Below are 15,444 nucleotides of genomic sequence, written 5' to 3'. Positions count from 1 at the left end.
GCGGCCTGCAAAAATAATCTTATCTTTGTACGATATCGTATACTATTTGTGGAAAAAGACGCAAAAATTTTCATTGCCGGGCATCGAGGCATGGTAGGTTCAGCCATCCTTCGAAAGTTAAGTGCACTAGGTTTTTACAATGTACTGTTGCAGACATCGGATGAGCTAGATCTTCGCAATCAGCAAGCGGTAGCCGATTTTTTTTCTGCGCAGAAGCCCGATTACGTATTTTTAGCTGCGGCTAAGGTAGGTGGTATTTTAGCCAACAATAGGTTTCGTGCCGATTTTCTTTATGAAAATCTAGCCATACAAAATAACGTGATTCATCAATCCTATACGCATCGTGTAAAAAAGCTACTTTTTCTTGGATCCAGCTGTATTTATCCCAAATTAGCTCCCCAGCCCCTTAAAGAGGAATACTTGCTCACCGGATTGCTGGAACCCACCAATGAACCGTATGCAATCGCCAAAATTGCGGGCATCAAACTCTGTGAAGCTTACCATGATCAATATGGTTGCAATTTCATTTCAGTCATGCCCACCAATCTCTACGGCTATAATGACAATTACCACCCTGAACATTCACATGTTTTGCCGGCACTCATACGCCGCTTTCATGAAGCAAAAACAGCCGATGAACCCGAGGTTACCGTGTGGGGTAGCGGTGCTCCCAAACGCGAATTTTTATTTGCCGACGATCTGGCTGATGCTTGTGTATTTCTCATGGAATCTTACAACGATTCTCAACTAATCAATATCGGCACGGGTGAAGATTTAAGCATACGTGAGCTCGCCCACCTCATCAAAGACGTTGTCGGTTACAAAGGAGAACTCGCATTTGACGCATCAAAACCAGATGGTACACCGAGAAAGTTGATGGACGTCAGTAAGCTACATGCTTTGGGATGGCACCATGCGACCGCGCTTAAGTCCGGTATCCGGCTAGCTTATGGCGACTTCTTGGCAAGATTAGAAACTGAACTTCATTAGTTTGGTTATTAATACGTTTCGCTATCCGGCGGAATACCATAATCCACTTTTCTTCTTACCGAATGCTTACCTCGCCTGGTCGGCCTGATGAAATCAGCGATCTTATTAATCACCTCGCTTACGCGATCTTTGTTCAATGCACCTACTGCTTGCTGGGAGAGGAGGGTAACAAGTGCCCGTTTCAGAAATCCAGCTTTACGAAGGAAAAAGCGGTTGAGAACCACAGGCAGGCCGATCCGAAGAGCCTTACTTAACCAGTCTTCATCTTTTCTGCCCTTGGCAAATAAATTTTTTGCTAAATCTGCACCTGGAACCCACGAAATCAACGACTTAACAAATCGCACCGGAGCCGCTACCTTATCGTTGAAAAGATGATATTGGTCGCTGAGGTAATCTTCCTGCTCCTTGGCAAGGGCCTTAAGACGAACTATCTCTAATCGTAGATCATCCAAATTCTTAATCTTGCTTTCCTTCCTCATCGTCTTCATCTATTTCGTCGTTCCATTTTTGTAAAAACCGTTTAATCGAAAGATTCATGAAGAGGCGCTCCAGCCGGTCTTCAAAGGCCGAAATCAACACAATAAGCACAATAAAAATTCCACCTGTGGCAAGAAATCCAAGGGAAGAGCTACCCAATAACTCGCTTAAATAGAAGCCCAAAGCCAAACTAAGGAAAAAAATCACGAAGATGGCGAACACGGTCTTGACAACATCTACGATCAAACTCGCGATCAATCGTGACGACCGCTCAACCAACTTGAGCTTAAATAACTTAAAACGTGTATCGATATATTCTTTACTTTTCTGGAATACACCGTTGATCGAAAATTTTCTCTCTTCCATAGGTTTTGGCAAGGACTTAAATTAGCGCATCACCTAATCATCGCATCGCAAAACTAACCCATCATCACACCTACTTCGATGTTGTGATGACAATCTGCTACTACGCCATGTTATGGCTTAGGGTTGAACCCTTCTCTATATTCAGGCGTGTTCTTCCAACGCCTCCTCCAACGCTTCGTCACTCCTGTTCAACTTAGATTTTACAGCAGCGGTTACCTTTTCTTTGAAATCATTCAGGTGCTCCAGCTGTTCAGCCGTACGCTCTTTGATGGCGTCTCCTAAGTCCTTTAATGAATCATTTAATTTCTCGCGCGTCTCCGTACCCTTGTCCGGCGCAAATAAAATACCGAGAGCGGCACCTGCTGCCAATCCCGCCAATAATGCGGCTACTACTTTTGCGTTATCGTTCATAATTACCTAATATAAATTTGAAAAACAATGACCTTCTTTCTACACACAATCCTGTTAAATATACAAATAAATCAGCAAAACGTTTGCCAAAAACAAAAAAACCTTGAGAAAGCATCACTATTGAACGGTTTTTTTACCTTCCATTCATGGCACAGATATTGCGATGTATCGTCGAACACAGTGACAAATATTTACAACGGATAGGCATGCTAACCTAGTTATTTACTTATCTTTGTTGCATTACTTCTTGTACTATTACGCTATTCTATATGATAGACATTTACTTGGTACTTTTTTCGTTTTTGTTTTCATGTGTCGTCACGCTATACGCTGTTCCCTCGTTAATAAAATTAGCTTATCAAAAACGTCTATTTGACGATCCCGCACTCGAAGAACGGAAAATCCACAAATATCGCACGCCAAATCTTGGCGGAATTGCGGTTCTTACGGCCTTCGCATTCACGGCGTGTTTATGTATATCAGGCAATCTGTTGCCATACGCCAATTATGTCTTTGCTTCCGGACTATTGATTTTTTTGGTGGGCTTAAAAGATGATCTCGCGGCATTAAATCCTTATAAGAAATTTCTGGCGCAAACCATTACCGCCTTAATTGTTGTCTATTTTGCAGATATCCGACTTACTAGTCTTTACGGTATGTTTGGGATTCAAGAGATCCACCCGGTAGTCAGCTATCCGCTTTCTAGCCTTCTTATTGTATTCATCATCAACGCTTTTAATCTGATTGATGGTATTAATGGCCTATTGGGCAGCGTAAGCCTGATCGTGAGCCTGACTTTTGGATACCTTTTTTTCGGGATGCAAGAATACGGATTGGCGCTATTGGCTGTGAGTATGGCAGGATCTGTGTTGGGATTTCTTCGTTATAACGCGGGTAAAGCACGCATCTTCATGGGCGATGCAGGCGCCTATACAATTGGGTTCATTATTTCGATACTCGCTATTCAATTCATCGAACTGAACAAGCCGCAGCAGCTGGTAACAATTGTAGATTCTTTCGTTCAATCCGTTCCCGCCGTTACGATTGCCATTCTAATCGTTCCGATATTTGACACCTTACGGGTAATCGTTATCCGGTTAGTCGGGGGTAAATCGCCCTTCATGGCCGATCGCAATCACCTTCACCATCGACTGTTAGATACCGGTATGAGCCATACCCAAGCCACGATCGTACTTTCCAGCTTCAACATTCTCATGATCGGTACAGCACTTACTTTCCAACATATTGGCACGATCGAACTGCTATTGTTGATCGCCTTGACAGCATTGCTTATGAATACCATGCTATGGTTATATGACGTGCGTCAGGCTATCAGTCATTCCGAGCCCCAGACTGTGGAGGAGAACGAAAAAATCTACCAACTTCGTGACCATGCCCGCGAAGTAGCCGAAGAGGCTCTGCAACAATACGAAGAGAAACAACACCAGAACTAACTATTTTCTTTGTATCTTTATGGCTGAAAATCAATTTTCTGCCTATGCTCATCAAAACCTACGGAAGCGCCGTTCAAGGCATTGAAGCTACCACTATTACTATTGAGGTCAACATTTCGGGTGGCACCAAATATTACATCGTGGGTCTCCCAGATAATGCTGTTAAGGAAAGCCTACGGCGCATCGAAAGTGCCCTTTCCGCTTCCGGATTTCGCATGCCTCGCCAAAAAATTGTCGTTAATCTCGCTCCCGCGGATATTCGCAAGGAGGGTTCTTCTTATGACCTGCCAATAGCCGTTGGTATTTTGGCGTCGTCCAAACAGATTGGGAATGTTCCGTTGTTAACTGAATTTCTGATGCTCGGCGAGTTATCGCTGGATGGGAGCATACAACCCGTTAAAGGCGTGTTGCCCATCGCCGTTCAGGCAGCACGGGATGACTTCCGAGGCATACTACTCCCAAGCGCAAATGCAAAAGAAGCTGCCGTAGTCTCCCAATTACAGGTCTATGGAGTCCGACACTTAAAGGACGTAATTGATTGGGTCAATGGTGCCGCTCATCCACCGCAAACCTATGTAAATACTCAGGAAGAATTTCAGAAAAACATCAACAATTATGACGCGGATTTTGCCGACGTGCACGGACAGGAACACATCAAAAGAGCCCTGGAGATTGCGGCAGCCGGCGGGCATAATGCCATTCTGATTGGCCCTCCCGGTTCCGGAAAAACAATGCTGGCCAAACGGCTGCCTACGATTCTGCCTCCGCTAACCGTCCAAGAATCTCTGGAAACCACAAAAATACATTCCGTGGCTGGCAAACTAACTACAGCATCGTCCTTAATGACTGCACGCCCATTTCGCGCACCGCATCATACCATCAGCGATGTAGCGTTGGTAGGCGGTGGAGTAAACCCGCAACCCGGAGAAATCTCGCTGGCACATAACGGCGTATTGTTTCTAGACGAATTGCCAGAATTTAAACGTTCGGTACTGGAGGTACTCCGCCAACCCTTAGAATCCAGACACATGACCGTGTCCCGTGCACGCTTTACAGTGGACTATCCGGCAAGTTTCATTTTGGTGGCCGCGATGAACCCCTGTCCATGCGGATTCCATAACCATCCACAGAAGACGTGTATATGCAGCCCGGGCGTGGTGCAAAAATACCTGAGCAGAATATCGGGCCCATTGTTAGACCGTATCGATTTGCATGTCGAAGTCACACCGGTTGACTTTAACGAATTGGTTGCCGCTACCCCCAGCGAAAAAAGCGCCCATATACGTAACCGCGTCACCACAGCGCGTACCATTCAGGCAAAGCGATTTTCATCGCATCCTTTTATTCATTGCAATGCACAGATGACTCCTCAGCACCTGCGGAAAATATGTCGAATCCATGAATCTGGACGTGCCTTGCTCAAAACTGCAATGGAGCGGCTTGGTCTATCAGCCCGTGCCTACGATCGCATTCTTCGGGTATCCCGTACCATCGCGGATATGGAAGGTAGCGCCGATATTCAGACCGCACATATTGCCGAGGCCATCCAGCTTCGTAGCCTTGATCGGCAGAGTTGGTCCGAATAAAAGAGCCCCGCTAATCGATTGGTCAGCGGGGCTCCGGTTATATAACCTTACAATACAGTCTTACACTTCTTCAGCAACTCCACGCAGCGTCTTGGCAGCCTCTACCATGGCTTCGAGCGCCGCTTTGGTTTCAGGCCAAGCACGTGTTTTCAGACCGCAATCAGGATTTACCCACAGCTGCGCAGCAGGGATAACGGCTTTCGCTTTTTCCAGTAGCTTCACCATCTCTTCCTTGCTCGGTACACGTGGCGAGTGTATATCGTATACACCCGGACCGATGTCATTCGGATAATTGAAATCTGCAAAGGCGTCCAGTAATTCCATTTGCGAACGTGAGGTTTCAATGGTAATCACATCAGCATCCATCGCAGCAATATGCTCGATGATATCGTTGAACTCCGAGTAGCACATGTGCGTATGAATCTGTGTGTCATCTTCCACATTTGACGAAGACACACGGAAGGCCCGTACGGCCCAGTCGAGGTATGCCTTGTGATCGGCTTTACGCAGGGGAAGACCCTCACGGATGGCCGGCTCATCGATCTGGATAATTTTGATACCGGCTTTTTCCAGTGCCTGTACTTCGTCCAGTATCGCCAATGCAATCTGATACGTCGTTGCTGACCGGGGTTGATCATTGCGTACAAAAGACCATTGCAGAATGGTCACCGGCCCGGTGAGCATGCCTTTCACCGGCCGATTGGTAAGTGTTTGTGCATACGACGACCACCGTACGGTCATATCGGCTGGCCGGCTTACGTCGCCATAAATAACCGGGGGCTTCACGCAGCGCGATCCGTAAGATTGCACCCACCCGTTTTTGGTAAAAGCGTATCCGGAAAGCTGCTCGCCGAAATATTCGACCATGTCATTGCGCTCAAACTCGCCGTGTACTAATACATCGATATCCAATTCTTCCTGCAAACGGATGGTCCGCTCCGTTTCCTCCGCAATGAACGTGTCGTATTCTTCTTGGCTGATGGCTCCCTTTTTTAAGTCGGCCCGCCATTTACGTACGTCCCTGGTCTGCGGAAAAGAACCGATGGTGGTGGTGGCAAAAGCAGGCAGATTGAATTTTTCCTGTTGTTTACCCTTACGCACCGTAAATGAACTGGTCCGTTGTGCATCCGCATCGGTAATATTCCTCACGCGCGTTTTTACGTCTTCCCGGTGAATCAGTGAGGACGTACGGCGGCTTTGTTGTGCTACCTTGTTGGCCTCAAAATGTGCGGCGGTGGTTTCATCCACGTCGCCCGATGCCAATATTGCCAAATCTTTTACCTCGGCAAGTTTCTGCTTGGCAAAAGCGAGCCAATTTTTTACTTCTGCGGGCAACGACTGTTCGTTATCTTCCAAATCCAGGTCGAAAGGTACGTGGAGGAGAGAGCTTGACGGTGCTACCCATACACGGTCTGCACTCAGTGCATCCACCGCTTGATTGATTTTTTGAAGCGATGCTTCGTAGTCGTTTTTCCAAATATTGCGTCCGTCTACTACACCGACAGAAAGGATTAAGTTGGCCGGCACACTAGCCAGCAATTCATCCAGCTGGTTTTCGCCACGTACCAAATCGACATGCAGTGCTTGCACAGGCAAGCTGAGTGCAGTTTGTGAATTCTCACGTAACGATTCAAAATAGGTCGCAACCACAAGCTTAATACCCTTTGCAGCGGCCGACAGGCGATCATATACCTTCTGATAAAGTGCCCGAGTCTTATCATCGATATCCAACGCAAGGAAGGGTTCGTCGAATTGTACCCATTCCGCTCCCGCCTCGCTCAACTTGCCTAATATTTCCTCATATACAGGCAGCAAACGGTCAACTAGATCGAGACGGTCAAAATCTGCCTCCTTTTCCTTACCTAACAGCAGATACGTGATAGGTCCCAATAAAACAGGCTTGGTTAGAATACCTAGTTCCTTTGCCTCGTTGAATTCGTTAATCACCTTTTCCGAAGTGAGGCGGAATTGTTGATCCTTTACAAATTCAGGAACAATATAATGGTAGTTGGTATCAAACCACTTGGTCATTTCCATAGCAGTTACATCGAGACCTCCCTGTTGAAAACCGCGGGCCATTGCAAAGTACAAATCCAGATTGTAAGAGGATGATCCCTCCAACGCAAACTCTTGGTAACGTGTGGGAATTGCACCGACAGTAAGCGTTAGATCCAACACCTGATCGTAAAAAGAAAAATCATTGGACGGGATCAGGTCTATTCCTGCCTCCTGTTGGGTTTTCCAATTCCCTTCACGGATGGTCCGTGCAGCTTGCAGCAGTTCCTGCTGACCGATTTTTTGTGCCCAATAGGCTTCATTGGCCTTTTTAAGCTCCCGGAGGGCTCCGATGCGCGGGTAACCCAGATTGTTAGTTTTTAACATAACGTATAAATAGTAATTTAATATACAATCAACGGCGATCTGCCTATTTTAGCAGGCAAACCTTTCTGTTAATGATTGCTTTTTGGGAGAGGTCACAAGGGCGAGTTGTGGCTGCTTATCTTTCCCGGATCCTTATCTGGGTAGAATTTAGCACCTTGTCTACCGACAGGTTGCTAAGGCTTCACAGGGTCCATTCCCTCTGCCTTTCTCCATAAGCGGGCGCTAATATCGGGATAAAAATTGATTTATGCAAAATAAATTCGCTCGTTTGCTGGCTCAACTGTTTCAGTCAATCAACTTACCAGTAGTTTATATCCCTTTCCGTGTACATTAACAATTTCCACTTTTGGATCGTCGCGAAGGTATTTGCGAAGCTTGCTTAGGAAGACATCCATACTCCGGCCGTTGAAATAATTATCATCATGCCAGATTTTAAGTAGTGCCTCTTCACGCGTGAGCACATCATTTTTCTTAATGCAAAGCAACCTTAACAACTCAGCTTCTTTCGTGGACAGCTTTTGCTTCTCTTCATTATAGCTGATCTGCTGAGCGACATAATCAAAATGGTATTTGCCAATCTGAAATTTATCAGGCAGTTCCTCTTCTGACTGTTTTTCCCGTGAGGCGCGTTTCAGAAGGGCGTGAATACGGAGGAGCAATTCTTCCACACGGAAGGGTTTGGTGATATAATCGTCACCGCCCAAGCCAAAAGCTTCGGCTTTATCCTCCATCATTCCTTTAGCCGTGGCAAAGATAATGGGAACGTCCGCATCGATCTTCCGGATATCTTTGCCCAACGTGAAGCCGTCTTTTCTGGGCATCATCACATCGAGTATGCAGAGGTCGAATTTATCTTTATTGAATTGGCGTAAGGCCTCATCCCCGTCTTTGCAAAGTGCGACATCAAATTTACCCTTTAATTCCAGGTAATCCTTCAAGATGTCACCCAAGTTGGGGTCGTCTTCCGCCAGTAGTATCTTTTGCATAAATGATTTTCCTATCCTTTAAGTGGCAACATAATTTCAAATGTGGTTCCTTTATCTTTCTCGCTTTTGACCACGACCTTGCCTCCGCAACGCTTTATGATATCGCTCACATAACTCAACCCCAAACCAAATCCTTTCACATCGTGAAGATTGCCGGTTGGAATCCGGTAAAATTGGTCGAAAATTTTGGATAGCTGATCGCGACTCATACCGATACCCTTGTCAGCTACTGTCAACTGAATATGACTATGGACGTTTTTGGTTCGAATGGTAATATCAGGACTTCCCTGGCTGTACTTAATCGCATTGTCTATCAGGTTGAAAAGCACATTGGAGAGGTGCAATTCATCACCCACCACCATCGCCTCCGCAGCATCGAGATGCATATGTACCTGTGCATCGTTTTTAAGCAATTGCAGCTCCATGCTATCTACTACCGCCTGAGCGAGGTCATTCATGTCCACATCCTGATGTTCCAGCTTCAAGTTGTCTTTTTCAAGGCGGGCGATGTTGAGCACCCGCTCGATGTGATTACCCAACCGGACATTTTCGTCGTATATGATATTGGCAAGCCGTGCGGCACGGACTTGGTCAGATGCGATTTCAGGATCTCGCAGGGATTCACTGGCAATCATGATAGTAGCCACGGGCGTTTTGAACTCATGGGTCATGTTATTGATGAAATCGGTTTTCATTTCCGAAATCTTCTTTTGACGAAGCATCGTGAAAATCGTGTAGGTAAAACAGCTGAGAAGCACCAATAACAGCGCTATCGAAGAAAACAACATAACCGTCATATTACCCATGAGGATGTTGTCTTTGTTTGGAAAGTATACGGAAAGCCGACCGGATGAACGTTCGTTGTCCGAACGGAACAATTCCGTGACATAAAAGTTTTGCGGAGATAACTTGTCATCGGAAAAATTGGCAAACGCATACAGTGTGGTGTTTTTATCTTTGATTTCCAAATTAAAAGCCGAGTTAATATCGCGGCTTGATAATTCCTTCTCCAATTCGCTTTTGATATAGGCCACATCGATCCGTTGGCTTAACGGCCGTTTATAAAGTTCCATTTCAGCCGCAAAATCTTCAACGATCTGTGGGTTCTTACCACTTAATATTGCAATGGTATCCATTAATGTGGTCGCCTGAAGCAATTGTAATTGGCGTTCTTTACGAGCTATTTCACCCTTTAACTTGAGATCCAATCGCGGAGGTAGTACTTTTATGGCATATTTCAATTCCGTTGACCCAGGGGCGATAGGCCCCAGCGGAATGAAATAACGTATGCTATCGTCCTTGGCTTTAATTAAGGGGACCTGTCGGATGGCGTAAAGACCCACCACGTTATCGTTACGTTGAAACCCGCCGTCAACGGTAGCATTCGATTCAAAGTTGACCCGTAAAAGTTCCTTATAACGAGAATTGTTGAGATACGTCTCATAGAATTCATTACTTTCAATAGGCAGTACTACCGGATATTGGGTAAATAATATATCCTCACGCTGCTTGAATGTGGCGTACAACCGCGCTTCTTTTTTTCGAAGTTGCTCGATCTCCGTCTTTATACGAAGCTGCTCTTCCAATTTACGCTGTTCGCGTTCCAGCTTTTCCTTATTCTTTCGCTGTGCATCGGCCAACTGCATCACCTCTCTTTTTTCAGCCTTTGCAGCAACTGCGTTGAGAGCGGCCTTCACCGATTCATCAAATAATTGCGCTTTCAGAATATATGATTGCCTGATAAAAAAATATTGCATGGCCATCACCCCCAAAAGCGCCACCGTCATCAACCCGATGATAAATCCAATACTTTTATGCTTCATTCCACACAAAAATACATAAGGTTGAAAGGAAAGTGCAGCATTTAACATATTTTAACAAGGCGAGTTACGAAGCAATACTGTTCTTTTCGTTACTTTTGATAAACCAATTCGTACGAATATGAAAAGGTTTTTTATGATCTTGTCCGCAGCACTCAGTTCGGTTGGGTTAACGTTTGGCCAAGAAGACAGTGCAAAGCTGCATTTAAAAAATCCACCCGATAGTGTACCGGTTACCGTTGCACCGTTTTCCACTCATCCTATGCCCAACGGCTACCGAGGCGATAATTGTATACCCATGCCGAACGCCTATCAAGGGGATAACAGTGTGCCCATACCGAATGTTTACCGTAACCCCATCATGCTGCATCATCCTTCGGATAGTACCCAGCAACCCTTGAAGAAAAATGAAGGAAAAAAGAAAAAAGGAGAGCCCAGTGGAACAACCAAGCCCAAGGAAGCTAGAAAGCGGTCTTGGTGACGTGAAGTTTCCGGCCTTTGGTCGTGAAAATGTAACCGCTCTTGTCGCTGAAATATTCGTCTACCGCTATGCGACAGCCAGACCATTCGTAGTAATCGTCAAAAACAATTTTACCTCCTGGCACTAAATTCGGTTCAATTTGAATCAAACAACTTAGGACCGATGCATACCAATCGCAGTCGATATGCGCAAAAGCAACGGGGTCATTAATGTATAGGGTATCTTCAAAATATCCTTTGATCAACTTGATATTATTCGTCTCGATGGGCACGCCATGCTTTGCTAAATTAGCGGCGACAACGGCTTGTAAATTTTCCACATACCCATAATACCGATTGTTACCCAGTCCTTTCGACTTCCCACTTTTGATTTCTTCATACCGCACATGCACATCGGCTTCATCTTTTTCAGAAGGTGGCGGAATCAATCCAAACGCATCGTATAACCTAAGTTCCCGCTGCTTCCGCTTTGCCCAACCGATGGCAATGGCCGATCCTCCCAAAGCGGAACCCGCCTCAACAAACAGCCCTTCTATTCCCGACCGTTCCACCGCCTTCGCCGCGTCGTAAAGATTGAATAGATCCTTGGCCGCCAAATAGGTCAATTGATGCGTTTTTAGCCGCATCAATTGCGCTTTTTCCTTGTCTGTAAGGGTGTAAAACAATGTCTGGACAGGCACTGCAAATCGTTCGGGAATCCGGAGTAATCGCATGATAATGATTTCAATCTAGTATATCAACGCTGTCCAGGCCACGAATATTTTGTGTGTGCCCGAAAATCACCCTTTACGTTCAAAACCCCGCCGCTATTGCATCTCAGTTACCTTGATGGTGTTGGTCTTACCCTTTTTATGCAACGGTGTAGACGCCGTATTGATAACAATCTGTCCCGGCTGTACCAAATTTTTCGATTTCAGTAAGGTATTTACATCATGAATACTGCCATCAGTACTTTCGAATTTGTCGTAATAGAACGTCTTAACCCCCCATAATAACGTGAGTGTATTCAACAGTACCCGATTGCCAGTAAAGATATAAATGTCCGCATTCGGCCTGTAGCTGGATATTTCATAGGCAGTATAGCCAGAATAAGTCATGGCTACGATCGCAGATGCGTTGGTTTTTTCAGCAAGATATACGGACGATCCGCAAATTGCATCGGGAATTACCGAATCTGTACCCTCGTGTTCAGACTTCTTGGAACTGTAATAAGGATAAGAAGTGTGCTCCACGTGCACAATGATTTTACTCATGGTTTCGATCACGATTTCAGGAAATTCACCTACCGATGTTTCGCCGCTCAGCATAACCGCATCCGCACCATCCAATACCGAATTGGCTACGTCGTTTACTTCGGCACGCGTAGGACGTGGGGTGGTGATCATGCTTTCCAGCATTTGGGTGGCAATGATCACGGGTTTGGATGCATTACGGCACTTCTTGACAATCATCTTTTGAAGTACAGGAACATCTTCCATTGGCATTTCCACACCGAGGTCTCCCCTGGCTACCATTATCCCATCTGTAGCCGCAATGATGGAATCGATGTTGTCAATGGCCTCCGGCTTTTCGATTTTGGCGATAACCCGAGCAAATTTACCTTTGGCCTCAATTATTTCCTTAAGTCGTATGATATCTTCGGCTGTACGCACAAAAGACATTCCGATCCATTCGACATCGTGCTGAAGTACAAAATTAAGGTTATCTAAATCTTCTTCCGTAAGACTGGGTATGGAAACCTTAGTATTGGGAAGGTTTACCCCCTTACGCGAAGTCAACACACCTCCGTGGACAACTTCGCACCATACCGTGTCCTCCAGGTTGGAGCGCAACACCCGTAATTGGATTTTCCCGTCATCTAATAAGATGATTTCCCCTTCCTTTACATCTTTCGGAAAACTATCGTATGTAATGTAAATCCGGGATTCATCGCCGATGAGTTCATTGGTGGTAATCTCTACTTGCGCGCCGTTTAGAAGTACCGCCCCTCCTTCCTTCATTTTCCCAATACGAATCTTTGGGCCCTGTAAATCCGCTAGAATGCTAATATTGGTGTTGTGTTCCTTATTGATTTCGCGGATGGTATGAATCACTTTGAGGTGATCTTCCTGGCTACCGTGTGAAAAATTGAGCCGACACACATCCACCCCTTTCGCAATCATGCTGGTTAATACTTCCTTTTTAGCTGATGCCGGGCCTAGGGTGGCCACTATTTTAGTTCGTTTTTGAACCTTTTCCATTTAATATCGTTTTGTTTGTTGTTCTTCTATTTTATGGTGTGATTGATACACTTTGGTAAATATGGCGCTAAAATATTAGATTTTCTTTGGATTTCAATTTTTGTGGGGATATTTCACTGGCCACCACCACGTCGGGAATGTCAGCAATATGATTCTGCAATGCCATTAGGTCTTCGTCGTCAATGAAATTCCGAATCAATAGAAAGTAGTCTGAGTGACGCATTTCTGAGATCAAAAACCCGCCGTCAGCCGCCCTATTCGCCAGGAGGTAATATTCTGTCTCGGATATCTCCGGAAAATCGGCATATCGACTGAAATACGCTTTTTCCACCGGAGGTGGCATCCATATCTCATGGTCCTCAATTTTACTCAACCTTAATCCAGAAACTTTGTTGATGAAGTAACATAAGCGATAGTCTTTTAAGGAACAGGTGATGGCAATCAAGACAAAATCGAGGTCCAATTCATATTTTAATGTGACTTTATTCAAAGTATTTTTCTATATTCAGCGCAAAATTACAAAAACAAAAAGACTGGTATGACAATTATACAAAGATAAATGGGAGTGTCGGGTCCCTTTTTAAAAAAATATGCTAAATCTTTGATATAAAAACGATAATTGAGTTCGAAGGGACGAATCTGAATAATATTCTAAAAATCAAAAACGTTTTACTATTTGCCGAAATTTATTTTTCTTTGCACAGATTTATTAAACAATTAAACTATAAAATCATGTCTGATATCGCATCAAGAGTTAAAGCAATTATCGTTGAAAAGCTAGGTGTAGACGAAAACGAAGTGACCCCGGAGGCTTCATTCACCAATGATCTGGGCGCCGATTCACTTGACACCGTAGAGTTGATCATGGAGTTTGAAAAGGAATTCAACGTAGCTATCCCCGATGATCAAGCTGAAACGATCAGCACGGTAGGACAAGCCATCGCTTACTTAGAAAAAAACGTTAACTAACTAAATTCATTAGGCCAATCGTAATAAATGGAGCTTAAAAGAGTAGTAGTAACAGGGTTAGGTGCGCTTACTCCTATTGGGAATACTGTCCCGGTATTTTGGGACAATCTAATCAAAGGGGTAAGCGGCGCTGCTCCTATCACCAAGTTTGACGCGTCAAAGTTCAAGACTCGTTTTGCATGCGAGGTGAAAGGGTTCAACGCCGAGGATTTCATGGAGCGCAAGGAAGCCCGAAAGGTAGATCCATTTGTACATTACGCGTTGGCTGCTACGGACGAAGCGATCGCAGATGCGTCACTGGCGTTCGATAAACTTGACACCAATCGGATTGGTGTAATATGGGGATCGGGGATTGGTGGCCTGAAAACATTCTTGGATGAAGTGAGTAATTTTTCAAACGGCGATGGAACGCCCCGTTTCAATCCCTTTTTCATTCCAAAAATGATTCTGGATATTGCCCCCGGGCACATATCCATGCGACATGGGTTGCATGGCCCTAACTTTTCCACGGTATCGGCGTGTGCATCTTCTACCCATGCACTGATTGATTCGTTGAACTACATCCGAACCGGCTTTGCTAACATCATCATCACCGGAGGATCGGAGGCAATCATCAATGAAGCGGGTATCGGCGGATTCAATGCCATGCATGCATTGTCTACGCGCAATGACGACCCGCAAACTGCTTCCAGGCCTTTTGATAAAGATCGAGACGGCTTTGTGGCGGGAGAAGGTGCCGGTGCGATTGTATTGGAGAGCCTTGAGCATGCACAGGCCCGCGGTGCAAAAATTTATGCTGAGCTAGTGGGCGGCGGTATGAGTGCCGATGCGTATCACATCACTGCATCACACCCTGAAGGCCTTGGAGCCCGTTTAGCCATGACGAATGCCATAACGGACGCACGGCTGACCAAAGAGGCCATCGATTACATCAATGTACATGGAACGTCTACCCCTGTGGGTGACCCCAGTGAAATCATGGCGATCCTAGAGCTATTTGGCGACCATGCATACACACTAAACATCAGCTCCACAAAATCCATGACCGGCCATCTATTGGGCGCTGCTGGAGCTGTGGAGTCAATTGCCTCCATTCTGGCAGTGAAAAACGATGTAGTTCCACCTACTATCAATCATTTCACGGATGATCCAAACCTCGATCCAAAGCTAAACTTCACATTCAATAAAGCGCAAAAGCGGCCCGTTAATGCGGCCATGAGTAATACCTTCGGGTTTGGCGGGCACAACGCCACCGTCATTTTTAAGAAATTCGAAGCTTAATT

At 45.3% G+C, this 15,444-nt stretch carries 15 protein-coding genes and 1 riboswitch; of the genes, 6 read left to right on the top strand and 9 right to left on the bottom strand.

Going from position 1 to position 15,444, the window contains the following annotated elements:
• Window positions 1-48: 48 nt before the first annotated feature.
• The gene (gene fcl, locus BMZ56_RS12750; RefSeq protein ID WP_090627297.1) at window positions 49-990 is read left to right on the top strand and encodes a GDP-L-fucose synthase; all 942 of its coding nucleotides are present in this window, start codon (window positions 49-51) and stop codon (window positions 988-990) included.
• Between the two features lie 8 nt (window positions 991-998).
• On the opposite strand, the gene BMZ56_RS12745 is transcribed toward fcl, so the two are convergent.
• The 3 genes from BMZ56_RS12745 to BMZ56_RS12735 all read right to left on the bottom strand — a co-directional run bounded on the left by BMZ56_RS12745 (window position 999) and on the right by BMZ56_RS12735 (window position 2,244).
• Window positions 999-1,478, bottom strand: coding sequence for a hypothetical protein (locus tag BMZ56_RS12745; RefSeq protein WP_245893202.1), 480 nt, complete (start codon window positions 1,476-1,478; stop codon window positions 999-1,001).
• On the bottom strand, window positions 1,447-1,833 hold the full coding sequence (locus tag BMZ56_RS12740; protein WP_090627175.1) for a phage holin family protein: 387 nt from the start codon (window positions 1,831-1,833) through the stop codon (window positions 1,447-1,449). The genes BMZ56_RS12745 and BMZ56_RS12740 overlap by 32 nt, the downstream gene beginning before the upstream one ends.
• 141 nt (window positions 1,834-1,974) lie before the next feature.
• Window positions 1,975-2,244, bottom strand: coding sequence for a YtxH domain-containing protein (locus BMZ56_RS12735; protein WP_090627173.1), 270 nt, complete (start codon window positions 2,242-2,244; stop codon window positions 1,975-1,977).
• A gap of 269 nt (window positions 2,245-2,513) precedes the next feature.
• On the opposite strand from BMZ56_RS12735, the gene BMZ56_RS12730 reads away from it, so the two are divergent.
• Window positions 2,514-3,698 carry an MraY family glycosyltransferase gene (locus tag BMZ56_RS12730; protein WP_090627171.1) on the top strand — a complete coding sequence of 395 codons (1,185 nt, stop codon included), beginning with the start codon at window positions 2,514-2,516 and terminating at the stop codon, window positions 3,696-3,698.
• 44 nt (window positions 3,699-3,742) lie between these two features.
• Window positions 3,743-5,284 (top strand): YifB family Mg chelatase-like AAA ATPase, encoded by a 1,542-nt coding sequence (locus BMZ56_RS12725; RefSeq protein ID WP_090627169.1) that lies wholly within the window; start codon window positions 3,743-3,745, stop codon window positions 5,282-5,284.
• A gap of 60 nt (window positions 5,285-5,344) precedes the next feature.
• Here the strand turns inward: BMZ56_RS12725 and metE are convergent, their stop codons facing one another.
• From metE to BMZ56_RS12710, 3 genes are all read right to left on the bottom strand, one after another.
• Window positions 5,345-7,666, bottom strand: a complete 2,322-nt coding sequence (metE, locus tag BMZ56_RS12720) for a 5-methyltetrahydropteroyltriglutamate--homocysteine S-methyltransferase (protein WP_090627166.1) — start codon at window positions 7,664-7,666, stop codon at window positions 5,345-5,347.
• Between the two features lie 112 nt (window positions 7,667-7,778).
• Window positions 7,779-7,884: riboswitch (SAM riboswitch) on the bottom strand.
• 75 nt (window positions 7,885-7,959) lie between these two features.
• Complete coding sequence (locus BMZ56_RS12715) at window positions 7,960-8,652, bottom strand: response regulator transcription factor (protein ID WP_090627164.1); 693 nt, start codon at window positions 8,650-8,652, stop codon at window positions 7,960-7,962.
• Window positions 8,653-8,663: 11 nt separating this feature from the next.
• Window positions 8,664-10,475: a sensor histidine kinase gene (locus BMZ56_RS12710; protein WP_090627294.1), complete on the bottom strand. Its 1,812-nt coding sequence runs from the start codon at window positions 10,473-10,475 to the stop codon at window positions 8,664-8,666.
• 118 nt (window positions 10,476-10,593) lie between these two features.
• Here BMZ56_RS12710 and BMZ56_RS12705 point away from each other — a divergent pair, with 118 nt between their 5' ends.
• Window positions 10,594-10,953 (top strand): hypothetical protein, encoded by a 360-nt coding sequence (locus BMZ56_RS12705; RefSeq protein WP_090627161.1) that lies wholly within the window; start codon window positions 10,594-10,596, stop codon window positions 10,951-10,953.
• Here the strand turns inward: BMZ56_RS12705 and BMZ56_RS12700 are convergent.
• The 3 genes from BMZ56_RS12700 to BMZ56_RS12690 all read right to left on the bottom strand — a co-directional run bounded on the left by BMZ56_RS12700 (window position 10,934) and on the right by BMZ56_RS12690 (window position 13,682).
• On the bottom strand, window positions 10,934-11,665 hold the full coding sequence (locus BMZ56_RS12700; RefSeq protein ID WP_090627158.1) for a TylF/MycF/NovP-related O-methyltransferase: 732 nt from the start codon (window positions 11,663-11,665) through the stop codon (window positions 10,934-10,936). The two genes, BMZ56_RS12705 and BMZ56_RS12700, sit on opposite strands and share 20 nt — an antisense overlap.
• A gap of 93 nt (window positions 11,666-11,758) precedes the next feature.
• On the bottom strand, window positions 11,759-13,192 hold the full coding sequence (gene pyk, locus BMZ56_RS12695) for a pyruvate kinase (RefSeq protein WP_090627155.1): 1,434 nt from the start codon (window positions 13,190-13,192) through the stop codon (window positions 11,759-11,761).
• Window positions 13,193-13,259: 67 nt separating this feature from the next.
• Window positions 13,260-13,682 (bottom strand): IPExxxVDY family protein, encoded by a 423-nt coding sequence (locus BMZ56_RS12690; protein ID WP_090627153.1) that lies wholly within the window; start codon window positions 13,680-13,682, stop codon window positions 13,260-13,262.
• 242 nt (window positions 13,683-13,924) lie between these two features.
• Between BMZ56_RS12690 and BMZ56_RS12685 the strand changes: the two genes are divergently transcribed.
• A complete protein-coding gene (locus BMZ56_RS12685; RefSeq protein WP_079717265.1) occupies window positions 13,925-14,161 on the top strand; it encodes an acyl carrier protein in 237 nt (78 codons plus the stop codon).
• Window positions 14,162-14,188: 27 nt separating this feature from the next.
• Entirely contained in the window at window positions 14,189-15,442 is a 1,254-nt protein-coding gene (fabF, locus tag BMZ56_RS12680) for a beta-ketoacyl-ACP synthase II (protein WP_090627151.1), read from the top strand.
• The last annotated feature ends 2 nt before the right edge of the window (window positions 15,443-15,444 follow it).

Source organism: Parapedobacter indicus (genome assembly GCF_900113765.1).
GTDB classification, from domain to species: domain Bacteria; phylum Bacteroidota; class Bacteroidia; order Sphingobacteriales; family Sphingobacteriaceae; genus Parapedobacter; species Parapedobacter indicus.
This window is presented reverse-complemented; position numbering and strand designations above follow the sequence as displayed.

Excerpts from the sequence above, each read along its gene's own strand:
- BMZ56_RS12745 (WP_245893202.1), bottom strand. The coding sequence starts at position 1,478 with ATGAAGACGATGAGGAAGGAAAGCAAGATTAAGAATTTGGATGATCTA.
- BMZ56_RS12740 (WP_090627175.1), bottom strand. The coding sequence starts at position 1,833 with ATGGAAGAGAGAAAATTTTCGATCAACGGTGTATTCCAGAAAAGTAAA.
- BMZ56_RS12735 (WP_090627173.1), bottom strand. The coding sequence starts at position 2,244 with ATGAACGATAACGCAAAAGTAGTAGCCGCATTATTGGCGGGATTGGCA.
- BMZ56_RS12730 (WP_090627171.1), top strand. The coding sequence starts at position 2,514 with ATGATAGACATTTACTTGGTACTTTTTTCGTTTTTGTTTTCATGTGTC.
- BMZ56_RS12725 (WP_090627169.1), top strand. The coding sequence starts at position 3,743 with ATGCTCATCAAAACCTACGGAAGCGCCGTTCAAGGCATTGAAGCTACC.
- metE (WP_090627166.1), bottom strand. The coding sequence starts at position 7,666 with ATGTTAAAAACTAACAATCTGGGTTACCCGCGCATCGGAGCCCTCCGG.
- BMZ56_RS12715 (WP_090627164.1), bottom strand. The coding sequence starts at position 8,652 with ATGCAAAAGATACTACTGGCGGAAGACGACCCCAACTTGGGTGACATC.
- BMZ56_RS12710 (WP_090627294.1), bottom strand. The coding sequence starts at position 10,475 with ATGAAGCATAAAAGTATTGGATTTATCATCGGGTTGATGACGGTGGCG.
- BMZ56_RS12705 (WP_090627161.1), top strand. The coding sequence starts at position 10,594 with ATGAAAAGGTTTTTTATGATCTTGTCCGCAGCACTCAGTTCGGTTGGG.
- BMZ56_RS12700 (WP_090627158.1), bottom strand. The coding sequence starts at position 11,665 with ATGCGATTACTCCGGATTCCCGAACGATTTGCAGTGCCTGTCCAGACA.
- pyk (WP_090627155.1), bottom strand. The coding sequence starts at position 13,192 with ATGGAAAAGGTTCAAAAACGAACTAAAATAGTGGCCACCCTAGGCCCG.
- BMZ56_RS12685 (WP_079717265.1), top strand. The coding sequence starts at position 13,925 with ATGTCTGATATCGCATCAAGAGTTAAAGCAATTATCGTTGAAAAGCTA.
- fabF (WP_090627151.1), top strand. The coding sequence starts at position 14,189 with ATGGAGCTTAAAAGAGTAGTAGTAACAGGGTTAGGTGCGCTTACTCCT.